Source organism: Owenweeksia hongkongensis DSM 17368, from assembly GCF_000236705.1.
Taxonomy (GTDB): Bacteria; Bacteroidota; Bacteroidia; order Flavobacteriales; family Schleiferiaceae; genus Owenweeksia; species Owenweeksia hongkongensis.
This window is the reverse complement of sequence record NC_016599.1, coordinates 756,228-777,453: the sequence shown is the minus strand read 5'-3', so window position 1 is coordinate 777,453 and position 21,226 is coordinate 756,228. Positions and strand designations below refer to the sequence as shown.

Annotated in this window: 15 protein-coding genes; 4 read left to right on the top strand and 11 right to left on the bottom strand. The window is 40.0% G+C overall.

The genetic code is table 11. The annotated features are described in order from the left end of the window. The first annotated feature begins 9 nt into the window (after positions 1-9). Together OWEHO_RS03590 and OWEHO_RS03585 are read left to right on the top strand one after the other, a co-directional pair. Positions 10-4,269, top strand: a complete 4,260-nt coding sequence (locus OWEHO_RS03590) for a hypothetical protein (RefSeq protein WP_014201103.1) — start codon at positions 10-12, stop codon at positions 4,267-4,269. Between the two features lie 291 nt (positions 4,270-4,560). Beyond that, positions 4,561-5,727, top strand: a complete 1,167-nt coding sequence (locus OWEHO_RS03585; protein ID WP_014201102.1) for an IS110 family RNA-guided transposase — start codon at positions 4,561-4,563, stop codon at positions 5,725-5,727. Between the two features lie 146 nt (positions 5,728-5,873). On the opposite strand, the gene OWEHO_RS03580 is transcribed toward OWEHO_RS03585, so the two are convergent. Continuing rightward, positions 5,874-6,638, bottom strand: a complete 765-nt coding sequence (locus tag OWEHO_RS03580; RefSeq protein ID WP_014201101.1) for a hypothetical protein — start codon at positions 6,636-6,638, stop codon at positions 5,874-5,876. Positions 6,639-6,826: 188 nt separating this feature from the next. Next, positions 6,827-7,309, bottom strand: coding sequence for a hypothetical protein (locus tag OWEHO_RS03575; protein ID WP_014201100.1), 483 nt, complete (start codon positions 7,307-7,309; stop codon positions 6,827-6,829). A gap of 321 nt (positions 7,310-7,630) precedes the next feature. On the opposite strand from OWEHO_RS03575, the gene OWEHO_RS18170 reads away from it, so the two are divergent. Then, positions 7,631-7,747 carry a tyrosine-type recombinase/integrase gene (locus OWEHO_RS18170; RefSeq protein WP_083828031.1) on the top strand — a complete coding sequence of 39 codons (117 nt, stop codon included), beginning with the start codon at positions 7,631-7,633 and terminating at the stop codon, positions 7,745-7,747. A gap of 6 nt (positions 7,748-7,753) precedes the next feature. Here OWEHO_RS18170 and OWEHO_RS03570 read toward each other — a convergent pair whose 3' ends face one another. The 4 genes from OWEHO_RS03570 to tsaD form a co-directional block, all read right to left on the bottom strand. Then, the gene (locus OWEHO_RS03570) at positions 7,754-8,449 is read right to left on the bottom strand and encodes an RsmE family RNA methyltransferase (RefSeq protein WP_014201099.1); all 696 of its coding nucleotides are present in this window, start codon (positions 8,447-8,449) and stop codon (positions 7,754-7,756) included. After that, complete coding sequence (gene rimK / locus OWEHO_RS03565; protein ID WP_014201098.1) at positions 8,450-9,361, bottom strand: 30S ribosomal protein S6--L-glutamate ligase; 912 nt, start codon at positions 9,359-9,361, stop codon at positions 8,450-8,452. Continuing rightward, positions 9,358-9,819: an ATP-dependent zinc protease family protein gene (locus tag OWEHO_RS03560; RefSeq protein WP_041627912.1), complete on the bottom strand. Its 462-nt coding sequence runs from the start codon at positions 9,817-9,819 to the stop codon at positions 9,358-9,360. The genes rimK and OWEHO_RS03560 overlap by 4 nt, the downstream gene beginning before the upstream one ends. Positions 9,820-10,071: 252 nt before the next feature. Beyond that, positions 10,072-11,094, bottom strand: a complete 1,023-nt coding sequence (tsaD, locus tag OWEHO_RS03555; RefSeq protein ID WP_014201096.1) for a tRNA (adenosine(37)-N6)-threonylcarbamoyltransferase complex transferase subunit TsaD — start codon at positions 11,092-11,094, stop codon at positions 10,072-10,074. A 38-nt stretch (positions 11,095-11,132) separates the two neighbouring features. Between tsaD and OWEHO_RS03550 the strand changes: the two genes are divergently transcribed. Next, a complete protein-coding gene (locus OWEHO_RS03550; RefSeq protein WP_014201095.1) occupies positions 11,133-15,536 on the top strand; it encodes a translocation/assembly module TamB domain-containing protein in 4,404 nt (1,467 codons plus the stop codon). A gap of 44 nt (positions 15,537-15,580) precedes the next feature. Here the strand turns inward: OWEHO_RS03550 and ribB are convergent, their stop codons facing one another. Genes ribB through OWEHO_RS03525 form a run of 5 tightly spaced genes read right to left on the bottom strand, consistent with a single transcriptional unit; the run spans position 15,581 to position 21,222 of the window. Beyond that, positions 15,581-16,735 (bottom strand): 3,4-dihydroxy-2-butanone-4-phosphate synthase, encoded by a 1,155-nt coding sequence (gene ribB / locus OWEHO_RS03545; protein ID WP_014201094.1) that lies wholly within the window; start codon positions 16,733-16,735, stop codon positions 15,581-15,583. Then, on the bottom strand, positions 16,701-17,864 hold the full coding sequence (locus tag OWEHO_RS03540; protein ID WP_014201093.1) for a glycosyltransferase: 1,164 nt from the start codon (positions 17,862-17,864) through the stop codon (positions 16,701-16,703). The genes ribB and OWEHO_RS03540 overlap by 35 nt, the downstream gene beginning before the upstream one ends. Beyond that, positions 17,861-19,063: a glycosyltransferase family 4 protein gene (locus tag OWEHO_RS03535; protein ID WP_041627421.1), complete on the bottom strand. Its 1,203-nt coding sequence runs from the start codon at positions 19,061-19,063 to the stop codon at positions 17,861-17,863. The genes OWEHO_RS03540 and OWEHO_RS03535 overlap by 4 nt, the downstream gene beginning before the upstream one ends. A 33-nt stretch (positions 19,064-19,096) precedes the next feature. Beyond that, positions 19,097-20,584 (bottom strand): LptF/LptG family permease, encoded by a 1,488-nt coding sequence (locus OWEHO_RS03530; protein ID WP_014201091.1) that lies wholly within the window; start codon positions 20,582-20,584, stop codon positions 19,097-19,099. After that, positions 20,584-21,222, bottom strand: coding sequence for a LolA family protein (locus OWEHO_RS03525; protein ID WP_014201090.1), 639 nt, complete (start codon positions 21,220-21,222; stop codon positions 20,584-20,586). Before OWEHO_RS03525 ends, OWEHO_RS03530 begins: the two co-directional genes overlap by 1 nt. Positions 21,223-21,226: the final 4 nt, after the last annotated feature.

Here is a 21,226-nt window from a genome sequence, read left to right as displayed (position 1 = left end):
TTTAGAATTATGAACTCATTTCAACGATTTTCGATACTCACTTTTCCGCAGCATTTTGATGGAACAGATTTACATTTTAATGTGGTGTTGCTGCCAAGGGACCAAAACCCGCTTAACCCGGCCATAGTAAATTCTCCACCGGTAACTGATAGCACTGTGGCTTTTGCTGATGCCAATTTTGCCTTTACGGCAAAAGTGATTACTGGTTTTGGAACTTCGCCATTGCCACAACCTTTGGCTGTGCATCCTCAGTTTGCTCTGTCCGTTACGGCCACCCCCAACAAGCGTGGAATATTGGAAGCTATGGCCAAGCACATGGTCATAGCTGATGTAAATATGGTAAACAGCAATGCCAATCTTACCAACATCCCTGCGGACAGACAGCCTGAAAAACCAAGAAAGTTCGCAAACTCGGTAAAGAAATATTTGCCGAAAACGTACCGTAATGCATTCAACTTTAATGGCCCAAGAAATAGAAATGCCGTGCTGGATGATAGCTATCACTGTGCGATAAAGGCCGGTAAGTTTGACCCGAATTTTACGCCAAGTACAAATGTGGTAAGCTGGGGAAAGGTGTTTGCTTACTTGCTCCGTCAGCCAGCTTTGGCCCGTCAGGCGGGAATGATATTTTCGGGCTCTGTACCTGTTAATGCCAATACATTTCCTGATGGCGGCTATTTATATATTGATTTGGCCAACACTAGCGATTACAAAGCGCAGCAGAATGATGATGCCAACTTCATAAAACAATATGCTGCTCGTATTCCGGTTCTAGAGCCGGGTGTGGCGCGTCAGGTATTTGCGCCTATTCAGTTTCCGGTGCAAATGGTACATCAGGGAAATTATGATAAACTGTTTAAAGAAGCAGCTGAGTATGATGATGGTTTTTGTAAAATCATTCACTCTTTTCAACCGCGGCACCGCGAGTTTATACAAGAAGATAGCGATGGAAATTACCCATTAAAAGATAGCGGAGTGCAGCTTGGCTGGGAAGATGAAACGATTTTGGAATGGTACATCCGACAGCTTGCCGAAGATACAAGCGTGGGTATTGGTCAAAGAATAGACGCACCCATGGGGGTTTTTGGTTACAACATTGACGTGCGCGAAGTCGCAAATACTGAAAATGCCTGGAACTCGCTAACCCAAGTGAGCAGCAAGCAGCCAATGATTCTCACTCGTGCACCGGGAGATTTAAACAACCCCATCAACTTGGGGCCTTTTACGGGAGAACTCCCTTTTCAAGTGTATCCCATACAGCCTGATGCACGGAAGGATGCGAACTTTTGGCTGCCAATGTATTATGGTGGCTGGAATGGTAAAAGTATGGTGTTGCCAGATCAGGAAGCTGCAAATATTTATCAAAATCAGCATCCAGATTTGGAAGAAGATCCACAACGTCCTGCTTTGGATAAGGATGGAAACTCTGTAACCACTGGAACCAATCTGAAGAAAGGTGGCGCCCAAAATCAGCTTAACCAAATGTACAATGCAGGGCCCATAGCTGCTGATTTACGCTATGGCGGACATTATGAATTTAGAGTGAGAATGCAGGATATAAGTGGCGGCTCGCCTGGACTAGGTGATGAACCAGTAGAGCGCACGCCATCAGATAGCACACGTTGTAGGTTTAAACGATACCTCACGCCCAATGGCCTTCGCATTCAGGAATTGAACCCAACCGCTGCTGATGCCAATCCAAACGTAAATAATGATACCCCTCAAGAACTGACCGAGCTGAATATTGCGCGCCCAAAGTTGGGGTACCCATCCGTGGTTTACACCAAAAAATATGCAGACCCTATTGCGAGGCTTACGGCTCAATCCAATCTTGGGATAACTGTAAATCAAAATGACCTTAGCGAAAATGCCGAGCACCGAACAGGCCTTGGTATCGCTGACCCTGACGTGGATAGGGTGGAGGTAATAGTAGAGATAGCCAGCCTTAAAATGGACAAAATGGCTAGTGTTTCCGGCAAAGAAGATTTTGTGCATTTGTACACTACCATGCGAAATTTCCCTGCTGTAAACACAGATGATGATTATGAGCTGCAGCTTAATATTCCAATTATTTATAGAGATGTGACAGTGCTGCATACAGGCGCTACAGTAGATGTAGAGGCTGACCTTCAGCTGAATGATGATATTGATAATCTGGAAGAAATCTTTTTGCCTACAGGCAGAACGGTACGATTGACAATGCGTGCCGTGTGCGAAGAAAAAGACGATAATGATGAATACTATGGCGAGCTTCATCCTGGGAACCGTAAGATGGACATCCGCTATGGCGAACCTGTGGAAATGACTTGCTACAAACCATCCACGGTAGAAAGTGATTTATTAATTCAAACGCCCGGTGTTCCTGCTTTACAGGGAATTTTTATGCGTCCCGATTTGGAGCTTTCATTTGATGGAAAAATCAAATCGTATCTATTTGGCAAAAATGGGGATGAGCAACCCGAAAATGAGCAACAGCTTGCTTCCCTGCTAAAAACAGATGTGAGTGGACTGACTCTTAGCGGTGCAAAAGGAGAACGTATAGTTTTTGGTTGCTCAAGCCGAATCCGCCACACATTGGCGCCTGATCGCTCATCTATAACTTTTGCTTCCAAAGGGGACTTGGCGGGGCATTGGTTGGCTTGCATCAGCCTTGAGCTAGATCGTGACTGGATGTGGGACGAATTGGAAACCACCAGTTTTTTGGTAAAACGGACTAGAAAATATACTCACGACAATCAAGCCGAGTCTGTAGATACATTGGTTGGGGATATTGAAATGCTGCGCACGGCACCATTTGATGCTCTCAAAAATGCCAATCGTGATAAAACACGTATCATATTTATAGATGCTGTGGAGCCAACCAAAGATAAACCCGCGAACGCTTCTCAACCGGCATTTCCTGATACTATAGAGCTGGATTACAAAATTGAAGCTCAGTTTAAGGGAAATCATCAGTATACCGAAAACCTGGATATTATGTTGCCCATTACCACAGCACCAGCACAGGTGCCCAAAGTGGTGTCTGCAGGTTTGGCGCTTTCGCCTTATGCCAGAGCAGAAGATTATTCTAGTTCAGAAGTACGGAACCGCTACTTGTGGATAGAGTTTGAAGAGCCGGTAGCTGACCCTCAGGACACGGTATTTTGTAGAATGCTGGCCGTAGCGCCTGATCAGTTGCTGAGCAATAATTTGCCACAGCTTTTGAAAGCTGAAAAAGAACCAACACTGCCCATTGATCCGGAATACTTACGGGTGATTGTGGACAGTAGTTCAAATGACCTTGCTGGATTGAGCGCTATGCAGCCTATGCAAAAAAGTACGACTAGCGATAGACACTATATTTTACCAATTCCTCCGGGTTTGCACCCAAATGCGGATGAAATGTTTGGCTTTTTCACCTATGAATTTAGGATGGGACATTATAAACTTCCCAATGAGGACGATTATGTGTGGACCACCTCACAGGGGAGATTTGGACGCAGGTTACGCGTTACCGGAATTCAGCATCCGGCACCTGTGCTAAATTGTGTGACCAATCGCGATGAGGACAAACTTTGGGTAACCGCACCTTATGCGGTGGCGGTACACAAAGGCAAAAATGTAACCGCCACACCGCCACGTACTGAGCTTTGGGCTTTGCTTTATGCTCAGGTAAAACAAGCGGATAATTTGGATCACCGCAATATTTTGCTGGATGATAAAGCACTGGATTGGCGTGTGAGAATTGAGCCCAAGCGCCCGACCAAACCATTAACTGCTACACTTAGCTCTGCTACTGCTACTTTGCAAAATAATGCTGCCGAAGAAGCCATTCTTACCGAAGTTGGAAAACTGAGTTTGGCCAAAGACCTAAGTTATGCCAACTATCATAAATTCTTTAAGGTGATAAACTTTACCAAGCAAAATAAGAATACCACAAAGTATGGTAGCACCTTATGGACGAACAAGGAAGTTCACTTTTTACTGGAACTGATGGGACTTCCCGAGGATTCGGAGCTGAGTATAATTGTGGTTGAGGTGTTGCCTCAAATAACCAATGTGGCCGAGCATATTTCTGATTTGGATAAGCCACACGTTGCACAAGCTGCTTCAAATTTAGTGGATCGAAATGAGCAGCAAGGGTTTTTAGCTTACGCCAAAAAAACGGGAGGGAAGTCCCAAGAAAATAGAGGCCCCAGCCCAGTAGATGAAGCCCTAGGTAGTAAGCGGATTTATAGAACTTCTAAATTAACACCTGTACCGGATATCTGTTGTACGGATTGTGAGTGACCAATTATAGGAGAGGCGCACTCCGTTCCTATTTCGGGGCGGAGCCGTCTACTCATATCTTTGATATTCAACTAAGAAATTCTAAATCATGGTTTGTATTTTTAGTAATACAGTTTAGGAAGGAAAGGAATAAGCCGTCTACTAAACACACAGATGTTGTAATCGAGAAAGCCCTTTTCTTCCTTTCATCTTAAGCCAGAACAGTACCTAAAGGCTGGTTTTTAACTAGACCTTGTATCAGTTGTGAGTAAAGGCGATGGATGATTTTTATTAACTTAAAATATTCGTTTCATGGAAGAGTGTACAAGATTATCGAGTCAAAATGTGGGTGTTGATGTTTCTAAAGATACTTTGGACGTTGTCTTTTCCACAATGGATTTAAAACGACAAGTTAAGGTGAAGGCATCAAGAAAGTTTTCTAACAAACTCCACGGTTTTAAGGATTTTATTAAATGGATTGATGACAAGAGTATTGAAGGTTTTGAACCTACGATTCTATTGGAAGCGACTGGGGTATATTATGAGCAGTTTGCATGGTTTCTTTATGAAAGGAAATACGCTGTATCTGTAATACTACCGACTAAGGCGAAAAGATACTTCCAAGCCATTGGTAATAAAAGCAAGAATGATAAAATTGATGCAACGGGGCTTTCTCGTATGGGACTAGAGCAAAGAATACCACTGTGGCAGCCCTTGTCAAAAGACTTTTATCGGTTGAGACTATTGACTCGCCAACTGGAGGATTTTAACGAGCAAAGGACTGTGATTTTGAATCAGCTTCATGCATTAAGCCATAGTGCCTACTCAGTAAAAGAAGTTGAAAAGAACTTCAAAAAGTTGCTTAAAGAACTCGATAAGGGGATAGTCAGTATAAATAAGTCGATTGAAAAACTCCTGATGGAGGATGCAAAGCTCAGACCCAAGGTTGAGAAAATAATTACCATACCAGGTGTTGGGGTTAGAACGATAGCCGTATTACTTGCAGAGACAAACGGTTTTGAAACTTTTGAAAATCAAGGGCAGTTGGTTAGCTATTCAGGATATGATATTGTTCATAACCAATCTGGAAAGTATTCGGGCAAGACAAAAATGTCTAAAAAGGGTAATGCTCATATTCGAAGAGCGATGCACTTACCTGCATTCGGGGTAGTGCGCTGTCAGGTTGCTCCTTTAGCTGCTTTGTATAAGCGGTTGATTGAAAGAGGCAAAACAAAGATGCAAGCCTATGTAGCTGTGCAAAGAAAACTTTTAATACTAATCTGGGCGTTATGGAAAAAAGACCAAGCGTATGATCCAACTTACCATATTAAGAATATTTCCGATAATGAAGAGTCAAAGCTCCTTTTTTCGCTTGTCTCTAAAGGAGACACTAAAAAAATAGCTCTGGAAAGAACCAGAGCTACACTAGATGAACTTCCGTACAACGAATCGCCTGAAGTCCTCTTTTCGCTATTATAAATTTAATCAATAGATTTAAAAAATTACTTGCTTTTTAAGACAGTACCTCGATTATTGGCTTTATTTCAAATTCAAAAGTTCTGCGCTTTCTGACATCTTCCCACCGTAATTGAGTTCCATTTTTTATTTTCTATACATTGATTATTTTACTCACCATCTTGTCCGGGATTGGCATTTACCATTTCTTGCTTTTGATTGTATGGGACATAATTATCCTCTGACATTATGGCTCGTTGACCATATACTCGATAAATGTGTCTATCTCTATTAGATTGTCTGAGAGCATGCTTAACCATTCTTAAAGCGTACCTATCTTCTCCTTCGTTGTTTTCTAAGACAGCAGAATCAACATAAGCCGAAGCATAGGTTTGACTCTGATTTTGTGGATGGATATTATTCTGAATAGCCATATTTCTATCATCCTGGTTGGCAGCCTGTTGCTGGTCCATTCTCATACCATTAACATCATCAATTTGTGTTGATATAGGAACTGCATACATATTAGCGGTTGTAATGTTAGGAATTAGTGCATTTACATCCCCGCTCCTTCCTACACCGTGATTTGGGATTAATTTGCCTTGTTGAACAGTAATACGTAATGGCCCTTCCTTATCAGCAGGATTTTGTCTTACGCCTTTGAGAGGATTGCTTGTTCTAGTTGGGCGCCCCTTAGCCCCTCTACTCCTTTGTCTTCTCTGTAAAGTATCGTTGTTAGTTATGTCCTGAAAAGCTTTCAACTGCTTGACCTTCGGACTATTATTAGCCATCTCTTTAAGTTTTCTTTGCGCAATAGCTTCAGGTCGGTTGTCTACAAAGTGAAAAGTAGACTCATCACCGCTCTGCATCTGAGGGCTAGCGGCAGAGACCGATTGACTTTTATTCTCTTGTGTTTTGTCAGTGTGAGTATTCATTATTTTCTCTTTTCAGGTTTGTGGTCAATTGCCTATAACGTGTTTGTATATGGTTTGTTGCGTGGTTTAGTACGTAATTTAGCAAATAAAAACCGAATAGAAAGTCCGCGAGGATTTTCGTAAGTAGGCTAGAACTAGCAATAAATTATATATGGTGTTGTAAGCAGGCTTTTTTATTCCGCTTACTTTTAAATCACAAACCATTCTTCATCAAATTCCGCTATTGGTTCATAATTTTTGTTTGTTCCGAAATGAATTTCGTCTTCGTGGAAAAAGAACAAAATCCATTCAAGGCTTTGGTCAAAGACAGTCAAATCATCAGCTCCTCCATAAAAAATCGAATTCCAATATTTAACTACAAACTTCCATTTAGTTATCATTCCATTATTTCCGTCCCAAGAGAGGAAAACTTCTTTTTCAAAAGGGATTGTTCTTTGGTAAAGCCATTTCGTGATTTCTTTGTCATTATTTTCCAGAATTTTGGCTTTGTCCAAATTCCGAAACATTCCATTTTTAAAAGGCAATTTACTATGGACTTTACAATCACTTAAAAAATCAGCAAGAAATTCCGCTCCAACTTTGTCTAAAGGTTTAAATTCATTCAAATGTTGTTCAGGCAAGCAATCATATTCTTCTTCCGTAAATCTCCATTTAAGAGTAAATTCGGTCATCGGAATTATATGTTTATTCAATTGTTCAAATGTCATTTTTAGCTTGCTTACAACTCGTTTATATGTGCAATATATTGGTAAACATCACAATAAGCCACCGCATGGGCTCATTATGAATATAAATTCCCGTAAATTGCTTTCTATGTCAATTGTTGATTTTGTCCGCATACTACAGGTTAAACGGTATAGTCCAAATACAATTAATACCTATGAATCCTTTTTAAAGCTCACCCAGGGCTATTTCAGAAAGGAGGTTGGACTTGTTTCCGAAACTGAGCTTTTTATTTTTGTATACCACCTTATCCATAATAGGAACATAGTATTGACATTAGGCTAATACAAGAATTACTAGGACATAGATCAATAAAAACCACAATGATTTACACGCACATTGCTAAGGCTAGTTTATTAGGTGTAACCAGTCCGCTGGACTTTTAGACAAATTCACTTAATTCCAAAAGCCAAAGCTACAGCCAGCCCGGCCGTTTCGGTACGGAGGCGCTTGGGCCCTAAGCTACATTCCTGATAGCCTGCTTCACGTGCTTTATCAATTTCGCGAGGAGAGAAATCACCTTCAGGGCCAATAAGCATAAGTACTTTAGAGAAGGAGGGGAGTTCTTTCAAAATATTGGGCATATCGTCTTTTTCGCAATGCGCAATAAACTTTTCTCCTTCTGGGTCTCTGGTTAAAAACTCTTTTAGCGTAATTGGTTCATGTAGAATAGGCCACCAGCAAGCTAATGACTGTTTGGCCGCTGCAGATACTATTTTTTGACCACGATCCGTTTTATAAACCTTTCGCTCGGAGTGATCACAAATAATGGGTGTGATTTCCGAAATCCCAATTTCTGTAGCTTTTTCAAGGAAAAATTCAAAGCGATCATTACTCTTGGTAGGAGCAATGGCAATGTGTAGATGCCCACTTGGGTTGTCCTCACTCTTATAAACATCCTCGATGCTGAAGCGCGTTTCCAATTTAGAAGCTGCAGTAAGCGTAGCCTGATAAATTGTTCCTTTACCATCAGTTACCAAAAGGCTATCACCACTACTCATGCGAAGCACACGTGTAGCATGATGGCTTTCTTCTTTTTCCAGATAGCCTTCACCATTTTTAATGTGAGGGGTGTAAAACAGATTCACTTAAACTCCGATTTTATCTTTTTTACTGCTCTGAGGTTTTTTTATACCTTTCTCAATGTATTCAATGATTTTGCCAGCTACATCTACCTTGGTGGCTTTTTCTACACCTTCCAAACCAGGAGAAGAATTAACCTCTAAAATAAGTGGCCCACGCTTGCTTTGTAGCATATCTACACCAGCAATACCAAGGCCCAAAGCTTTTGCAGCGCCTATGGCAGCGGCTCTTTCTTCTTTGGTGAGTTTTACCAAAGTACCGCTTCCGCCACGGTGTAGGTTGCTTCTAAATTCTCCTTCCTTTCCTTGACGTTTAAAGGCAGCTACTACCTTGCCATCAATTACAATTGTTCTAAGGTCTGAGCCACCGGCTTCAGCAATAAACTCCTGCACCAAAATGTTGGCATCAAGCCCATAAAAAGCCTCTATTACAGATTTTGCAGCTTTACGGGTTTCGGCAAGTACTACACCTAGTCCTTGCGTGCCTTCCAGTAATTTTACGATAAGTGGAGAGCCACCTACTTGCTGAATGAGGTATTCAATATTACTAGGCCTTTTTGCAAAAGCAGTTTTTGGAATACCTAAACCATGACGACTAAGAATTTGGGTTGCTCGCAGTTTATCTCTACTGCGCGATAAGGCCAGCGAAGAAAGTGTAGTAAACACTTTTTGCATCTCAAACTGACGGATAATATTGGAGCCATAAAAAGTAACCGAAGCACCAATGCGAGGAATAATGGCATCAACGCCTTCGATGGCGTGATCTCCATAAAATACTTTAGGATCGCCACTTTCTATAACCACGTAGGTTTCATTATGGTTGATAATCTCTGCTTCATGTCCACGGGCTTCGGCCGCTTCTTTAAGGCGTTTTGTAGAATAAAGTTCTTTGTTAGCAGATAATATGACGATTTTCATCGGGATGTTTTTTGATTTAGTTGAGCTTGGCTAAGCTCTTTTTGGGTAACGTCAACAATAAAGCGGTTTTTCAAAAACCGTCTTCCTAATAATATTGGGAATTTCATCTTTTCACGGAAACTTAGCGTGAACTCAGTCTTAATTTTTTTTCCAAATATGACAACAGTGGTATAAATACTATAGCGGTAATCGATTTCGCCATTACTGCTTCGAACTTTACGTTCTTTAAATTCAGTGTATCTAAATTCCTTTTTGGTGCTAATGCCAAACTTGGGGTCATAAAGTTTGAAGCTCAGGATGCTTTGGTCATCTTTTTCAATAAGCCGCACACGTGAGCAATGCAATGTAGAAGTGTAGGCTCCCGTATCTATTTTGCAGGCAATTTCATCAATGCCAAAGTCGGGCAAAGCTAGGTGATCCGTAGCTCCAATAATGATTTTCTTTTTGTCTGTTTTCAAATAGTGAAATTTAAAAGGGCGAAGGTATTGGGTAAAATCCGAAACTTTAAACTCTAAACCAGAAATTCTAAATCGCAAACAAATCCAAAACCACTGGAAGCGTAGAAATTTTGAATTTTGGTAATTCACGGTTTATTTCGAGTTTAGGGTTTCGTGCTTTATTATATCTTTTCAGATCGTAAATCTAAAATTTTGTCACCCTGAGTATTTCATTATGCTTTAGCATGAATGAAATGTATCGAAGGGCCAAATCTATTCTGCATTCAGTTTTTTCCTTGCTTGTGCCAACACATCAATTTCTGAAAAGTTTTGCTTTAAAAATTTGAAGTAGCCAGAAACGGCAATCATGGCACCATTGTCGGTACAAAATTCAAAGCTTGGGATGTAAGGTTTCCACCCCAAAATATTCTCCCTTTCTTTTAGCCCTTTGCGTAAAGCAGAGTTGGCCGAAACGCCACCAGCAATTGCTATATGTTTGATACCTGTATCAGCAGAGGCTTTTTCGAGCTTGTCAAATAATATCTCCATAATGGTACGCTGTATGGAGGCACAGAGGTCGTTTAAATTTTCTTCTACAAAGTTTGGATTGGTTTTTACTTCTTTTTGCAAATAGTAAAGAATGCTGGTTTTTAATCCACTAAAGCTAAAGTTGTATTCATCCATTCTAGGTTTGTTGAAACTAAATTTGGAAGAGTCACCCAGTTGGGCATATTTGTCAATCAATGGGCCACCAGGGTAGGGAAGTCCCATAATTTTGGCAGCTTTATCAAAAGCTTCACCTGCGGCATCGTCTATTGTTTCGCCAAGAAGTACGTATTCAAAATGATCATTCACTTTTACAATCTGTGTGTGACCACCTGAAACAGTAAGACATAGAAAGGGAAATGGTGGGGTTTCCATTCCTTCATTTTCTATAAAGTGTGCAAGGATATGTGCTTGCATATGATTTACTTCAATGAGCGGGATATTTAAAGCCATTGCCATAGATTTGGCAAAAGAGGTTCCCACGAGCAGGGATCCCATTAAGCCAGGCCCACTTGTAAACGCTATGGCGGACAGTTGATTAGATGAAATTCCCGATTTTTTTAGAGCAGCGTCAACTACTGGCACAATATTTTGTTGATGAGCACGTGAGGCAAGTTCAGGAACCACTCCACCAAACTCGCGGTGTATGTCCTGATTAGCTGTTACATTTGCCAAAATTTTTGTGTTGGAAATGACGGCTGCAGAGGTGTCATCACAACTAGATTCAATGCCAAGTATGAATTTTTCCATTTTGCAAAGTTAACATCAAGAGAGTACTAAAAATATTAATGTGGATTGGGCTGAGCATTATTTTCATTTTGCTGGCCTTAGCGGTGACCTTAAGTTTTAGTGGTCCGCAAACTTTTGTGGCCAATAAGGCCATTACCTGGGTAAATGAAAAGTATAAAACTGACATTGAACTGGCTCGTTTTCAGTATGTTTTTCCAGATCAGTTTGTGCTTGGCGAAGTTTATATTCAGGATGAAAGAAAAGATACGCTGGCCTATGCTACTGAAATAAAATTATTTTTCGGTGGATTTAATTCTATGACCAACACAGCGCATAGCCGTGGCGTAGAAGCTAAAAATCTTAAGTTCTACTGGACTAAGACGGTTGGGGATGAAGAGTTTGGCTTTCAAAAGTTTGTAAATAAGTTTTCTAGCGGAGATACCACTACTGGTCAGCCTTTTGGTTTAGAAGTGAGTCAGGTTGATATTAGCAATGGCCGCTTTTGGTATGAAGATAAAAACTGTGAAGATTGCTTTAGAATGCTCTTACAAAACATTCAGATTGATGTTTCTGACTTTGATTTGGAAGGTGCCAACTTTAGCCTTGAGGCAAATAACATTAGTCTAAAAGATAAGTATAGCTTGGATGTAAAATCGATGAGCACATACTATGAAATGTATGATGACCACATGACCATCGATAAGTTGAAGTTTGAAACTGCCGAAAGTACTTTTGATGGAGATGTGCTTTTTGAGTACAACTCTATGGAAGATTTTCAGGATTTCGTGAATCAGGTTCAAATTACGGCCGAAATTCGTGAAAGCGATTTACAATCAAAAGAAATTCAAATATTTAGTGGTGAACAGTTTCCCGATTTTAAAAGATTTAGCCTTACTGGAAGCGCTCAGGGAAAGGTAAATCAGCTCGAGGCGGAAGATTTGGATTTGAACGTTGGTGCATCTACTCACCTTACGGGTAACCTTGCCTTACGTAATACCACGAATCCGGATTCTATTTTCATAAATGCTCAGAATATCAAGCTAAATACTCAGCCGGAAGATGTGCAATTTTTATATGGATTGTTTTCTGATTCGGCTTTGCCTCTTGATGTAAATCCCCTAGGAGATATTGTAATGGCTGGTGATTTTGAAGGGTACATTTTTGACTTTGAAACAGCAGGATCTTTAAAATCAGATATCGGAAACTTTGAAGCCGATCTGGCTCTGAAAACTTCGGAGGAGGTAGAGAACATGACTTACAAGGGAAATGTTTCTTTGGATGCTTTCAATATTGGTTTATTGCTCAACGATTCGGCTTTGGGAACAGTAACCACCACAATGGCCATTGATGGAAAAGGTACAGATCCTACAGTGATGAACACCAAGCTTTATGGAACTGTTTCTCAAATTTGGTTACAAGATTATAATTACACCAACATAGATATTAATGGACGGATAAAGAATAGTAGGTTTGAAGGAAAGCTGGCGATAAATGATCCGGCCTTACGGTTTATTTTTGATGGAGGAGCAAGCTTTGGTCAAGATACTTCACGATACAAGTTTACGGCTAATGTGGAGCGCGCAGATTTATTTGCACTAAACCTGGCACCTGATAGCGTGGCTGTGGTAACAGCAGAAATGAATATTGACTTTTTGGCGCTCAATTATCAAAAGTGGGCGGGGGATATTCGCTTAGCAAACACTACTTATGAAAACGGCAAGAACTTCTACTTTTTTCAGGATATTATAATGCATTCTGAAGGACTGGATACCAATAGATACATGGAAGTACGTTCCAATATTGTGGATGCCAACCTTAGCGGCAACTATACTCTATCTGGTATTCAACAGGCTTTTGCCTCGCAAATCAACAAATTTGTAAAAACAGCAGAACCAGTTCCAGGGCCGGATAATCAGGATTTCATTTTTGATTTTACCATAAAGAATACACTGTTGCTTACTGAGTTATTTGTCCCAAAACTTACAGTGGAGCCAAACAGTAAGTTAAAAGGAACATACTCATCGGAAAATAACCAATTAGAGATAAATTTAAAATCTCCTGGATTTGCTTGGGATTACAATCAGGTTACGGCTATAAATCTGGATTATATAGGCGGGGTCGAAAAATCACAACTCGGTTTTGATGTAGGGAGCGTAAAGCTCAAATCAGGATTGAAGATAGATTCAATTTCATTGGGAAATTACTATTACAATGATTCGCTTTTTTATGATTTAAGCTGGATAATGCGCGATAGCGTTGATAGTAAGATAAATTTGCTAGGATATGCTTTGCAAAACGATACAAGCACTTTTGAGATAGGTGTGTTTGAGTCAAAGTTTAATGTGGGCTTCCAGAATTTTACGATTAGAGATAAAAACAAAATTGTAATAGATACAGGAGGTGTTCACATTGAAGATCTTGTGATTGCCAATGAGGGTCGTGAGATTTTTATCAATGGTAATATTTCAGATAATCCGTATGAAGTACTGCGTCTAAATCTTAGAGGTTTTGGGATGGATTTAGCCAACTACTTTATCGGTTCTACCGCAGCCCGGTTTAGTGGAAAGCTTTATGGAGATGTGATTTTAACGCAAGTATTAGCAGAACCTAAATTTGCTGCAGATATACGCATCGATAGCCTTGGTATGAATAATACCTATTTGGGCGATTTATTGGTATCAAGCGACTGGACAGTAAAAGATGATACGATTCGTCTGCTATCTACTATGACGGCTGGTGATCTCACCACCTTCAAAGCGGAAGGATATTACCAACCAGATTCTTTAGGTCGAATCAAGTTTGATGTAAATTTTGATCGTTTCAAGATAGCCGCGTTTAATCCTTTTCTAGCCGGTATTGCAGAAAATGCCAGAGGGAGTATTACTGGAAAAATAGATGTAAGTGGAAATACAGGAACTCCAGTTGTAAATGGGGAACTAAAACTGCCAAATACGGCATTTACGGTGAGTCTTTTAAAAACAGATTACAATGTAGAAGGTATACCCAAAGTGAAAATTGAACCTGGTAGAATCAGCTTTCCGGATTTAACCTTACGGGATAGTAAGTTTGGAACTGAAGGTTTTGTCACGGGAGGTGTAACTCATAAGAATTTTAGTGATTTCGTTTTAGATCTAAATATCAAGGCTAATGAGCTTTTGGTGCTGAATACTACAGAAGATACTGATGACCCTTACTACGGGACGGCATTTGTAAGCGGAAATATTAGCATTAAAGGACCTACTGATGAGATAAAAGTTACTGCTGATGTTACCACTGAACGTGATACCAAATTTTACCTACCGATTGATGGAGCTACTGAGGTGAGCAAAACAAGCTTTGTAACTTTTGTTGATCCCACAGTAGTAGATACGCTTGCTGATAAAATTGAGAAAAGTATAAATCTTAATAAGGGGGTAAGTCTGGATTTTAATATGAACGTAAACACCAATGCTATGGTGAGCATCATTGTAGATTCAGAGCTAGACAACAAGCTCGAGGCTACAGGATATGGAAACATTAGAATGAAAATGAATCCATATCAAGACATTGAAATGTATGGAACGTATACTGTAAGAGATGGTTTCTACAACTTTGTAATGCCGGGCCTTAAGAGAAAGTTTGATGTACTTGATGGTGGAACTGTTACATGGAATGGTGATCCTTTTGGGGCGATTATTGGTCTAACGGCCAGATATACAACAAAGGCAGATCCTTCAGCATTGGTGAATATTTATGAAGGTGGGCGTACTACAGTAGTTTTAGATATGTTTCTTAGTGGAGAATTATTTGATCCTGAAATTGATTTTGATATTAATGCACCAAGATCAACTGGTACAGTTCAATCGGTAATTAGAAGCCAACTCACGGATAAGGATAAAATGTACCGTCAGGTTTTCTCCATTTTGGCATTAAATAAATTTGCTCCGGCTGAAGGTTTGGATATATCAAGTGGCAACGGACAGGAACTTGCATTTTCAGCTCTGGCCACCCAGGCAGCCGGATATCTCAATCAGGTAACTGGAGATTATGAGGTTTCGCTTGGCTACCAAGGAGGAACTAAGGATAATCCAACAGCGGTGGTGCAACAGCAAGATGAAGTGGAAGTAGGAGTCTCAAAGCGATTTTTTGATGATAAAATTACCGTAAATGGTACAGTAGGAGTAGCTGTTGGTGATAATCCTAATGTGGATCAGAATAACCAAAGACAAGTAGCGGGAGATTTTGAAGTGGAATATAACATTACCGATGATGGAAGAATTCGAGCTAAGGCATTTAACAGATCAGTGGATGATTATTACAGACTGGGGCAGCAAAACTATGAGCAGGGGGTAGGTGTGTATTATCGAATGGACTTTGAGACTTGGGACGATTTTGTACAGCGTGTAATTCACCCTAAAAAGACTGATGGTATAAAGGACGATGAAGAGGAAGACTTTATTAATCCAAATGAAAAAGGGCTTTAACGAAGATTCGAAAAAGCCCTTTTGGTAAATTCTTTTAAAGAATATTATTTCATGGTTTCATTACCAACTATGGTAAGTCCGTAACCAGTAATTCCCACACGCTTTAAAGGATTGTTGGTAAGCAATTTTACCTTGCTAATGCCAAGCTCGTGTAGAATTTGAGCTCCGATACCAAAGTCGCGGGCATCTTTTGAAAAACTCGGTTTTGTTTCTGATGGACTCTCATCTTCTTGACTAGCCTTATATTCACGCAAGCGCTGCAAAAGGTTTCCTGAAGACTTTTCCTGATTCATATACACAATTGCACCACGACCTTCCTCGCTTACTTTGCGCATAGCTGTTTCAAGCTGATGACCAGTATCAGAAGTTAAAATTTCAAAAATGTCGTGTGCCACACTCACCGAGTGCATTCTTACTAGTACTGTATCATCCTTGGTCCAGTGTCCTTTGGTAAGGGCAATATGAATCTGTCCATTGGTGGTCTGCTCGTAAGCTTTTAGTATAAACTCACCATACTCACTGTTGATGGTAAATTCCTCTTTCTTTTCGATAAGAGATTCTTTATCCATACGGTAAGCCACCAAATCTTCAATACTGATAAGCTTAAGGTCAAGCTTTTTGGCCAGCTTTCTAAGCTCCGGAAGACGAGCCATAGTTCCGTCTTCATTTAGTATTTCTACTAAAATCCCTGCTGGTTTAAAACCTGCAAGTCTGGCTAAATCTACCGAAGCTTCGGTGTGTCCTGTTCTTCTTAGCACACCACCACTTTTTGCCCTTAGCGGAAATATATGCCCAGGTCTGCCTAAATCTTTAGGTTTGGTACTTTCATCAACCAAAGCTTTTATGGTTTTGGCTCTATCGTGAACTGAAATCCCGGTGGTACAACCGTGTCCGATAAGATCTACAGAAACGGTAAACTGTGTATTGTGAAGAACTGTGTTTTCGCTTACCATAAGGTTAAGCTCCAATTCTTCACAGCGACTTTCCACCAATGGAGCACAAATCAATCCACGGCCTTCCTTGGCCATAAAGTTGATCATCTCCGGAGTTACCATTTCGGCAGCGGCTATAAAGTCGCCCTCATTTTCGCGATCTTCATCATCCACCACTATCACCACCTTTCCATTACGGATATCTTCTATGGCTGATTCTATGCTGTCCAGCTTATTGCTGGTTTCGTTTTGTTGGCTCCCAAGCATTGCTTTTTACTCCTTTTAGATATATGTAAAAGCCTTTAAGTAAGGCCACATTCATGTGTATAAAGTGTCCGGGGTATTTTAATACTCCCATCCATTTCTTTTGCGAAAATAAGATACCTACAGCGCCTAATACTATAAAAACCCCATAAAATACAGCTATAGCTCCATAGAGGGTAGAACTTAAAGAAAGCCATAGTGAAGTAGGGATAAGAATAAGTAGAAAAAACGGTGTGAACCAGCGTAATACTTTGTGCGAAAGAAAGATATAACCCAATGGAAAAAACCTTGTTATAATCAGCTTTTTGAAAGCATTAAGGTTTTGAAAGTTACCAATAGAAATACGAACCTTGCGCTTATATTCTTCCGAGCTATACACGCTGGCATCTTCATGACAAGTAGCATCGCTGTTAAATAGCACATCATATCTTTTTTGCATGGTGGCCATACTTATGTAAAAGTCCTCCATAAAGAAGAGCGGAGGGATGCCTGTAAATAACTCTTTGCGAATAATGTAACAGCCACCTTCTACACCCATGGCTTTGCCAAACAGGTCAGATTCAGCTTTTTTAATTTTGTTTTCCAGATTTAGGTAAGTGCTCTCCTGCAGGCTGATACCGGTGCTAGCAAAAGAACTGTAAACTATTCGGCCACCGCTTATCCCCACCTTAGGGTCTTGCATGTCTGCGACCAAATTAGGGATGGTATTTTTATTAAAAATAATGTTGGCGTCAGTAAAAACAATTAGTTCGGCCTTACTCTCCTTTATTAGTTGATTCAAGATTCCCGCTTTGCCCGTACGTCCGGGAAAGCGCTTGAAGTGTAGGTTTGGATAATCTTTTTGAAGCTTAGAAATTATATTGTCCGTTTGGTCTGAACTGGCATCAGAGCCTATTCTCACCGAAAGCTTATTGTTTGGGTATTTGGTTGTAAAACTGTGAATGATTTTCTCACGAATCACAGCTTCTTCATTATAAGCTGCAAAAATAATTTCTACAGTTGGCTGATAGTCTTCGTTCGGAGTAGAGCTTTTTTGATAAAACATTTTACCCAAAATGAGCATACTTAAAGGGTAAACCAAATAGGTATGAAGAATGCCAAGGATGGATATGTAAAACAGGGCTTCTATCATATCAGGCTTTGGTAAAACTTTATTAAGTTCTTGCCAAGTTGGCGATTACTATAACTCGTTTCTATTGTTTTCCGAGCTTGTGTTTCCACAAAAGTGCGGAGTTCGTCATCGTGAAGTAAATTGCTGATGGCTCGAGCAAAATCTTCCGGACTATCTGTTAGAATAATATCTTTTCCATTCTCAATATTTACACCTTCGGCACCAATAGTAGTGCTCACTTGGCACTTTCCTAAAGCCATGTTTTCAATCACTTTTATGCGCATTCCACTTCCCGCTAATAGTGGAACTATGACTATGCGAGCGCTACAAATAAACTTACGCATATCGGCAACATCCTGAAAAAGTGAAACACCACGCTTTTCCCATTTTTGAAATGAAGATGGCATATGGCGACCTCCTAGGTGAAAGGTCGTATCGGGTCTGAGCTCTTGCACCAGAGGCCATACTTTTTGCATAAACCATTCTATACCCTGTACATTGGGCATCCAGTCAAAACTGGCTAGGTAAGCGATGTCCGCAGTTTGTGTTGAGGCTTTTGAGCATGTGTCTTTTGCTTCAATATCAATTCCGCATGGCAAGCTTTGGATGGGTTTTGACTTACTAATCCAAGGCAATAAAAGTTGCTTGTCTTCTTCGGTTATGGGAACTATGGCGTCAACAGATTTTAGGCTCTGAATTTCAAATTTTGCCAGTCTGCTATTTTGAATCTTTAAGTACTTTGAGCGTAAGCTACTGGACTCGTTTTCCAAATGTCTATCCCAAATAATGTGTTCTACATTGTGAGCGCGGAGTACAATTTTAGCTTGGCAATATTTTCTAATAAGCTCAATATATACCGCCATGGATAAACCTTCGATTTGAATTATATCAAAGGAATTTTGCCGTAAAAGCAGTACCAGTTTTTTAGCGAAAGCGGAAAAATAAAAACGAGATACATGGTAGGCCTTGCCTGAAAACAAATTGGCCAAAGCCCCCCATGGAGTGATAGAAGTATTGTGATAAACCTTGTGGAAATCAAGCCGAGTGGGTAGTTGAGCAGCAGTGGCCTCGTCACTTTTAAAGTGCTTTTTGGTGTTAATGCTGAGCAAAGTTACTTCCGCTTTATTTTTTAGCAAAGCATCAATAATGCTTGACATGGCAATGCTGCTGCCATCATTAGCCGGGTAGGGCACCTTATTACTCAGCACTAAAACTTTCAAGCGATGTAATCCATTAGGTTATGCCAAGGGCGATTAACTCTTTTTTTTGCTTTTGGCAAAAATGCTTGAAATTTTTCGAAAAGGCTTCAGATAAATCTCAATATTAAATATGGCGCTATCTGTAGCTGATTTGTAGGTAAGCCAAATCCCAATGGGAAAGAGCATAAGGTTGGCACTCCAAATAGCTCTAAAAGGTGTCCAAAGTAGCTCACGGCCAAGTTTTTCGAAAGAGTAGCTGGTAACGTGGTATATAAGAAATATGATTACCGAAATCACAACAGGCATACCCATTCCTCCTTTTCTAATGATAGCACCTAATGGCGCGCCAATAAAGAAAAGAACAAGGCATGAAAAAGAAATTGAGAATTTTTTGTGCCACTCTAAAAGGTGGCGGGCAATTAGTTTATGACGCCAATTGTACTCAGTTTTTGTATTGTCATAATATGCTTTGTTGCTGCGGGCAATTCTCAAAGCATTTTGAATTACTCTGGATTTTTCGATAGGCGCAATATTGCTTAGTATATCATCCTTTAAAATTTCTGGGTCAACTTGTTCGTCCTTTCTCCTATTATTAGAAATATTAGCGGAAGAGGCGGCTTTTGTACTATCGGATAACTCTGTTTCTATAAAAGAATACTTTTCAATCATGCTTTCTTCAAATTCCTCTTTACGCCATTTCAGCACCCCACGGAGTGAATCAGTGGTGATTTCCAGCTGAATGATATTAAGCATGTCAAAATCTTTTCGAGAACCTGAACGCAAATCACCACTTTGAAAATCGGAAAGGTTGAAGCGCATAAGAGAGCGCGAAAACTCGGATCTAACAAAAGGAAAATTGTTTCGATCTTCTACTTTATTTGGGTAAATATCTTCGTAAGAGTTTCCCTCAAAAAGTTCAATGTTGAGGAACATCTCATCCTCTGTCATTTCCATTTTACCGGTTTCAGAAACAATTACTTTCATGTTTCCCATTTTGCTGCTATGGTCATATACGTACACATTGCGCAGCTCGCTTTGGTTTTCACCAAACTTTTCTCCCACTTTTATGGAGTAGCCTTCAATTCCTCCATAAAAAACCCCCTCACGAATATTGAGTGCAGGTTTTTTGTTTGTAATATTCTTAAGGAGTGTTTCACTTTTTAAGTTAGCAACAGGAATCACATAATTGGAAAAGAAAAAAGCCCCAATTGCCACCAAAAGAATAAATCCAATCACAGGACGCATTACTCTAATGAGAGAGTTGCCAGAGGCTTTGAGAGCTGCCATTTCATTGTGCTCACCCAAAGTACCAAAAGTCATGATTGACGACAGTAAAATGGCCAAAGGCAAAGACATAGGAACCACCGTAGCTGAAGTATAAAACAACAGTTCAGCGATGTAATACCACTCCACACCTCGTCCTACTAAGTCATCAATGTATTTCCATACAAATTGCATTAGCATGAAGAGTACCATTACCAAAAAGGTGATGATAAAAGGCTTTACGTAAGCCTTTAGCACAAAGCGGTCGAGTATTTTCATTAATCAGCTATGTAGTAGCCAGGGTAGTCGCTCTTCACAAATTTGAAGTGATTGGCAGGAAGCTTTTTATTAGGCTCAAAAGTGGTGATGTTAAAAGTGGTCACAGTACCGTTTGTACCGGTTTGTTTAATGTAAGCCACCTTTTTGGTTTCCTTTTCAATACCAATTTCAATTTCCTTTATCTCTTCTGATGCTATAGGCTTTAGCATCACCTTTTGAATTTTTACACCATCATCTTTTCCAGGTAGTCCCATTTTGTAGCTATATCCATCCTGATAAAGATTAAGAATAGAAGAGGGGGTAAGGCCTTGATCCTCGCCTTCAACGTATTCAGTAATTTGTACTTCTTCGTCTTCTTTAAGAATGGTATAAAGCTTTGAACCACTGCGAATCTGCTCAATACCCATAAAATTGAAATGGTAATCATCACCTTTAATGGCAATAGTGCCTTTTTCATTTTGGGTAACTCCAGCTTTTTCATTCACAAATGAATAATCAAAGCCGATATATATAGTGCTATACGATTTTAACTTAGCAGAAGCATCTGCAAGTAGCTGCTTAGCTTGCTTATTAGTAGGTTGTGCAAAAGCGGCTGTAGTACTTATCAATAGGGCGATTGCTATTCTTGCTATTTTCATATGT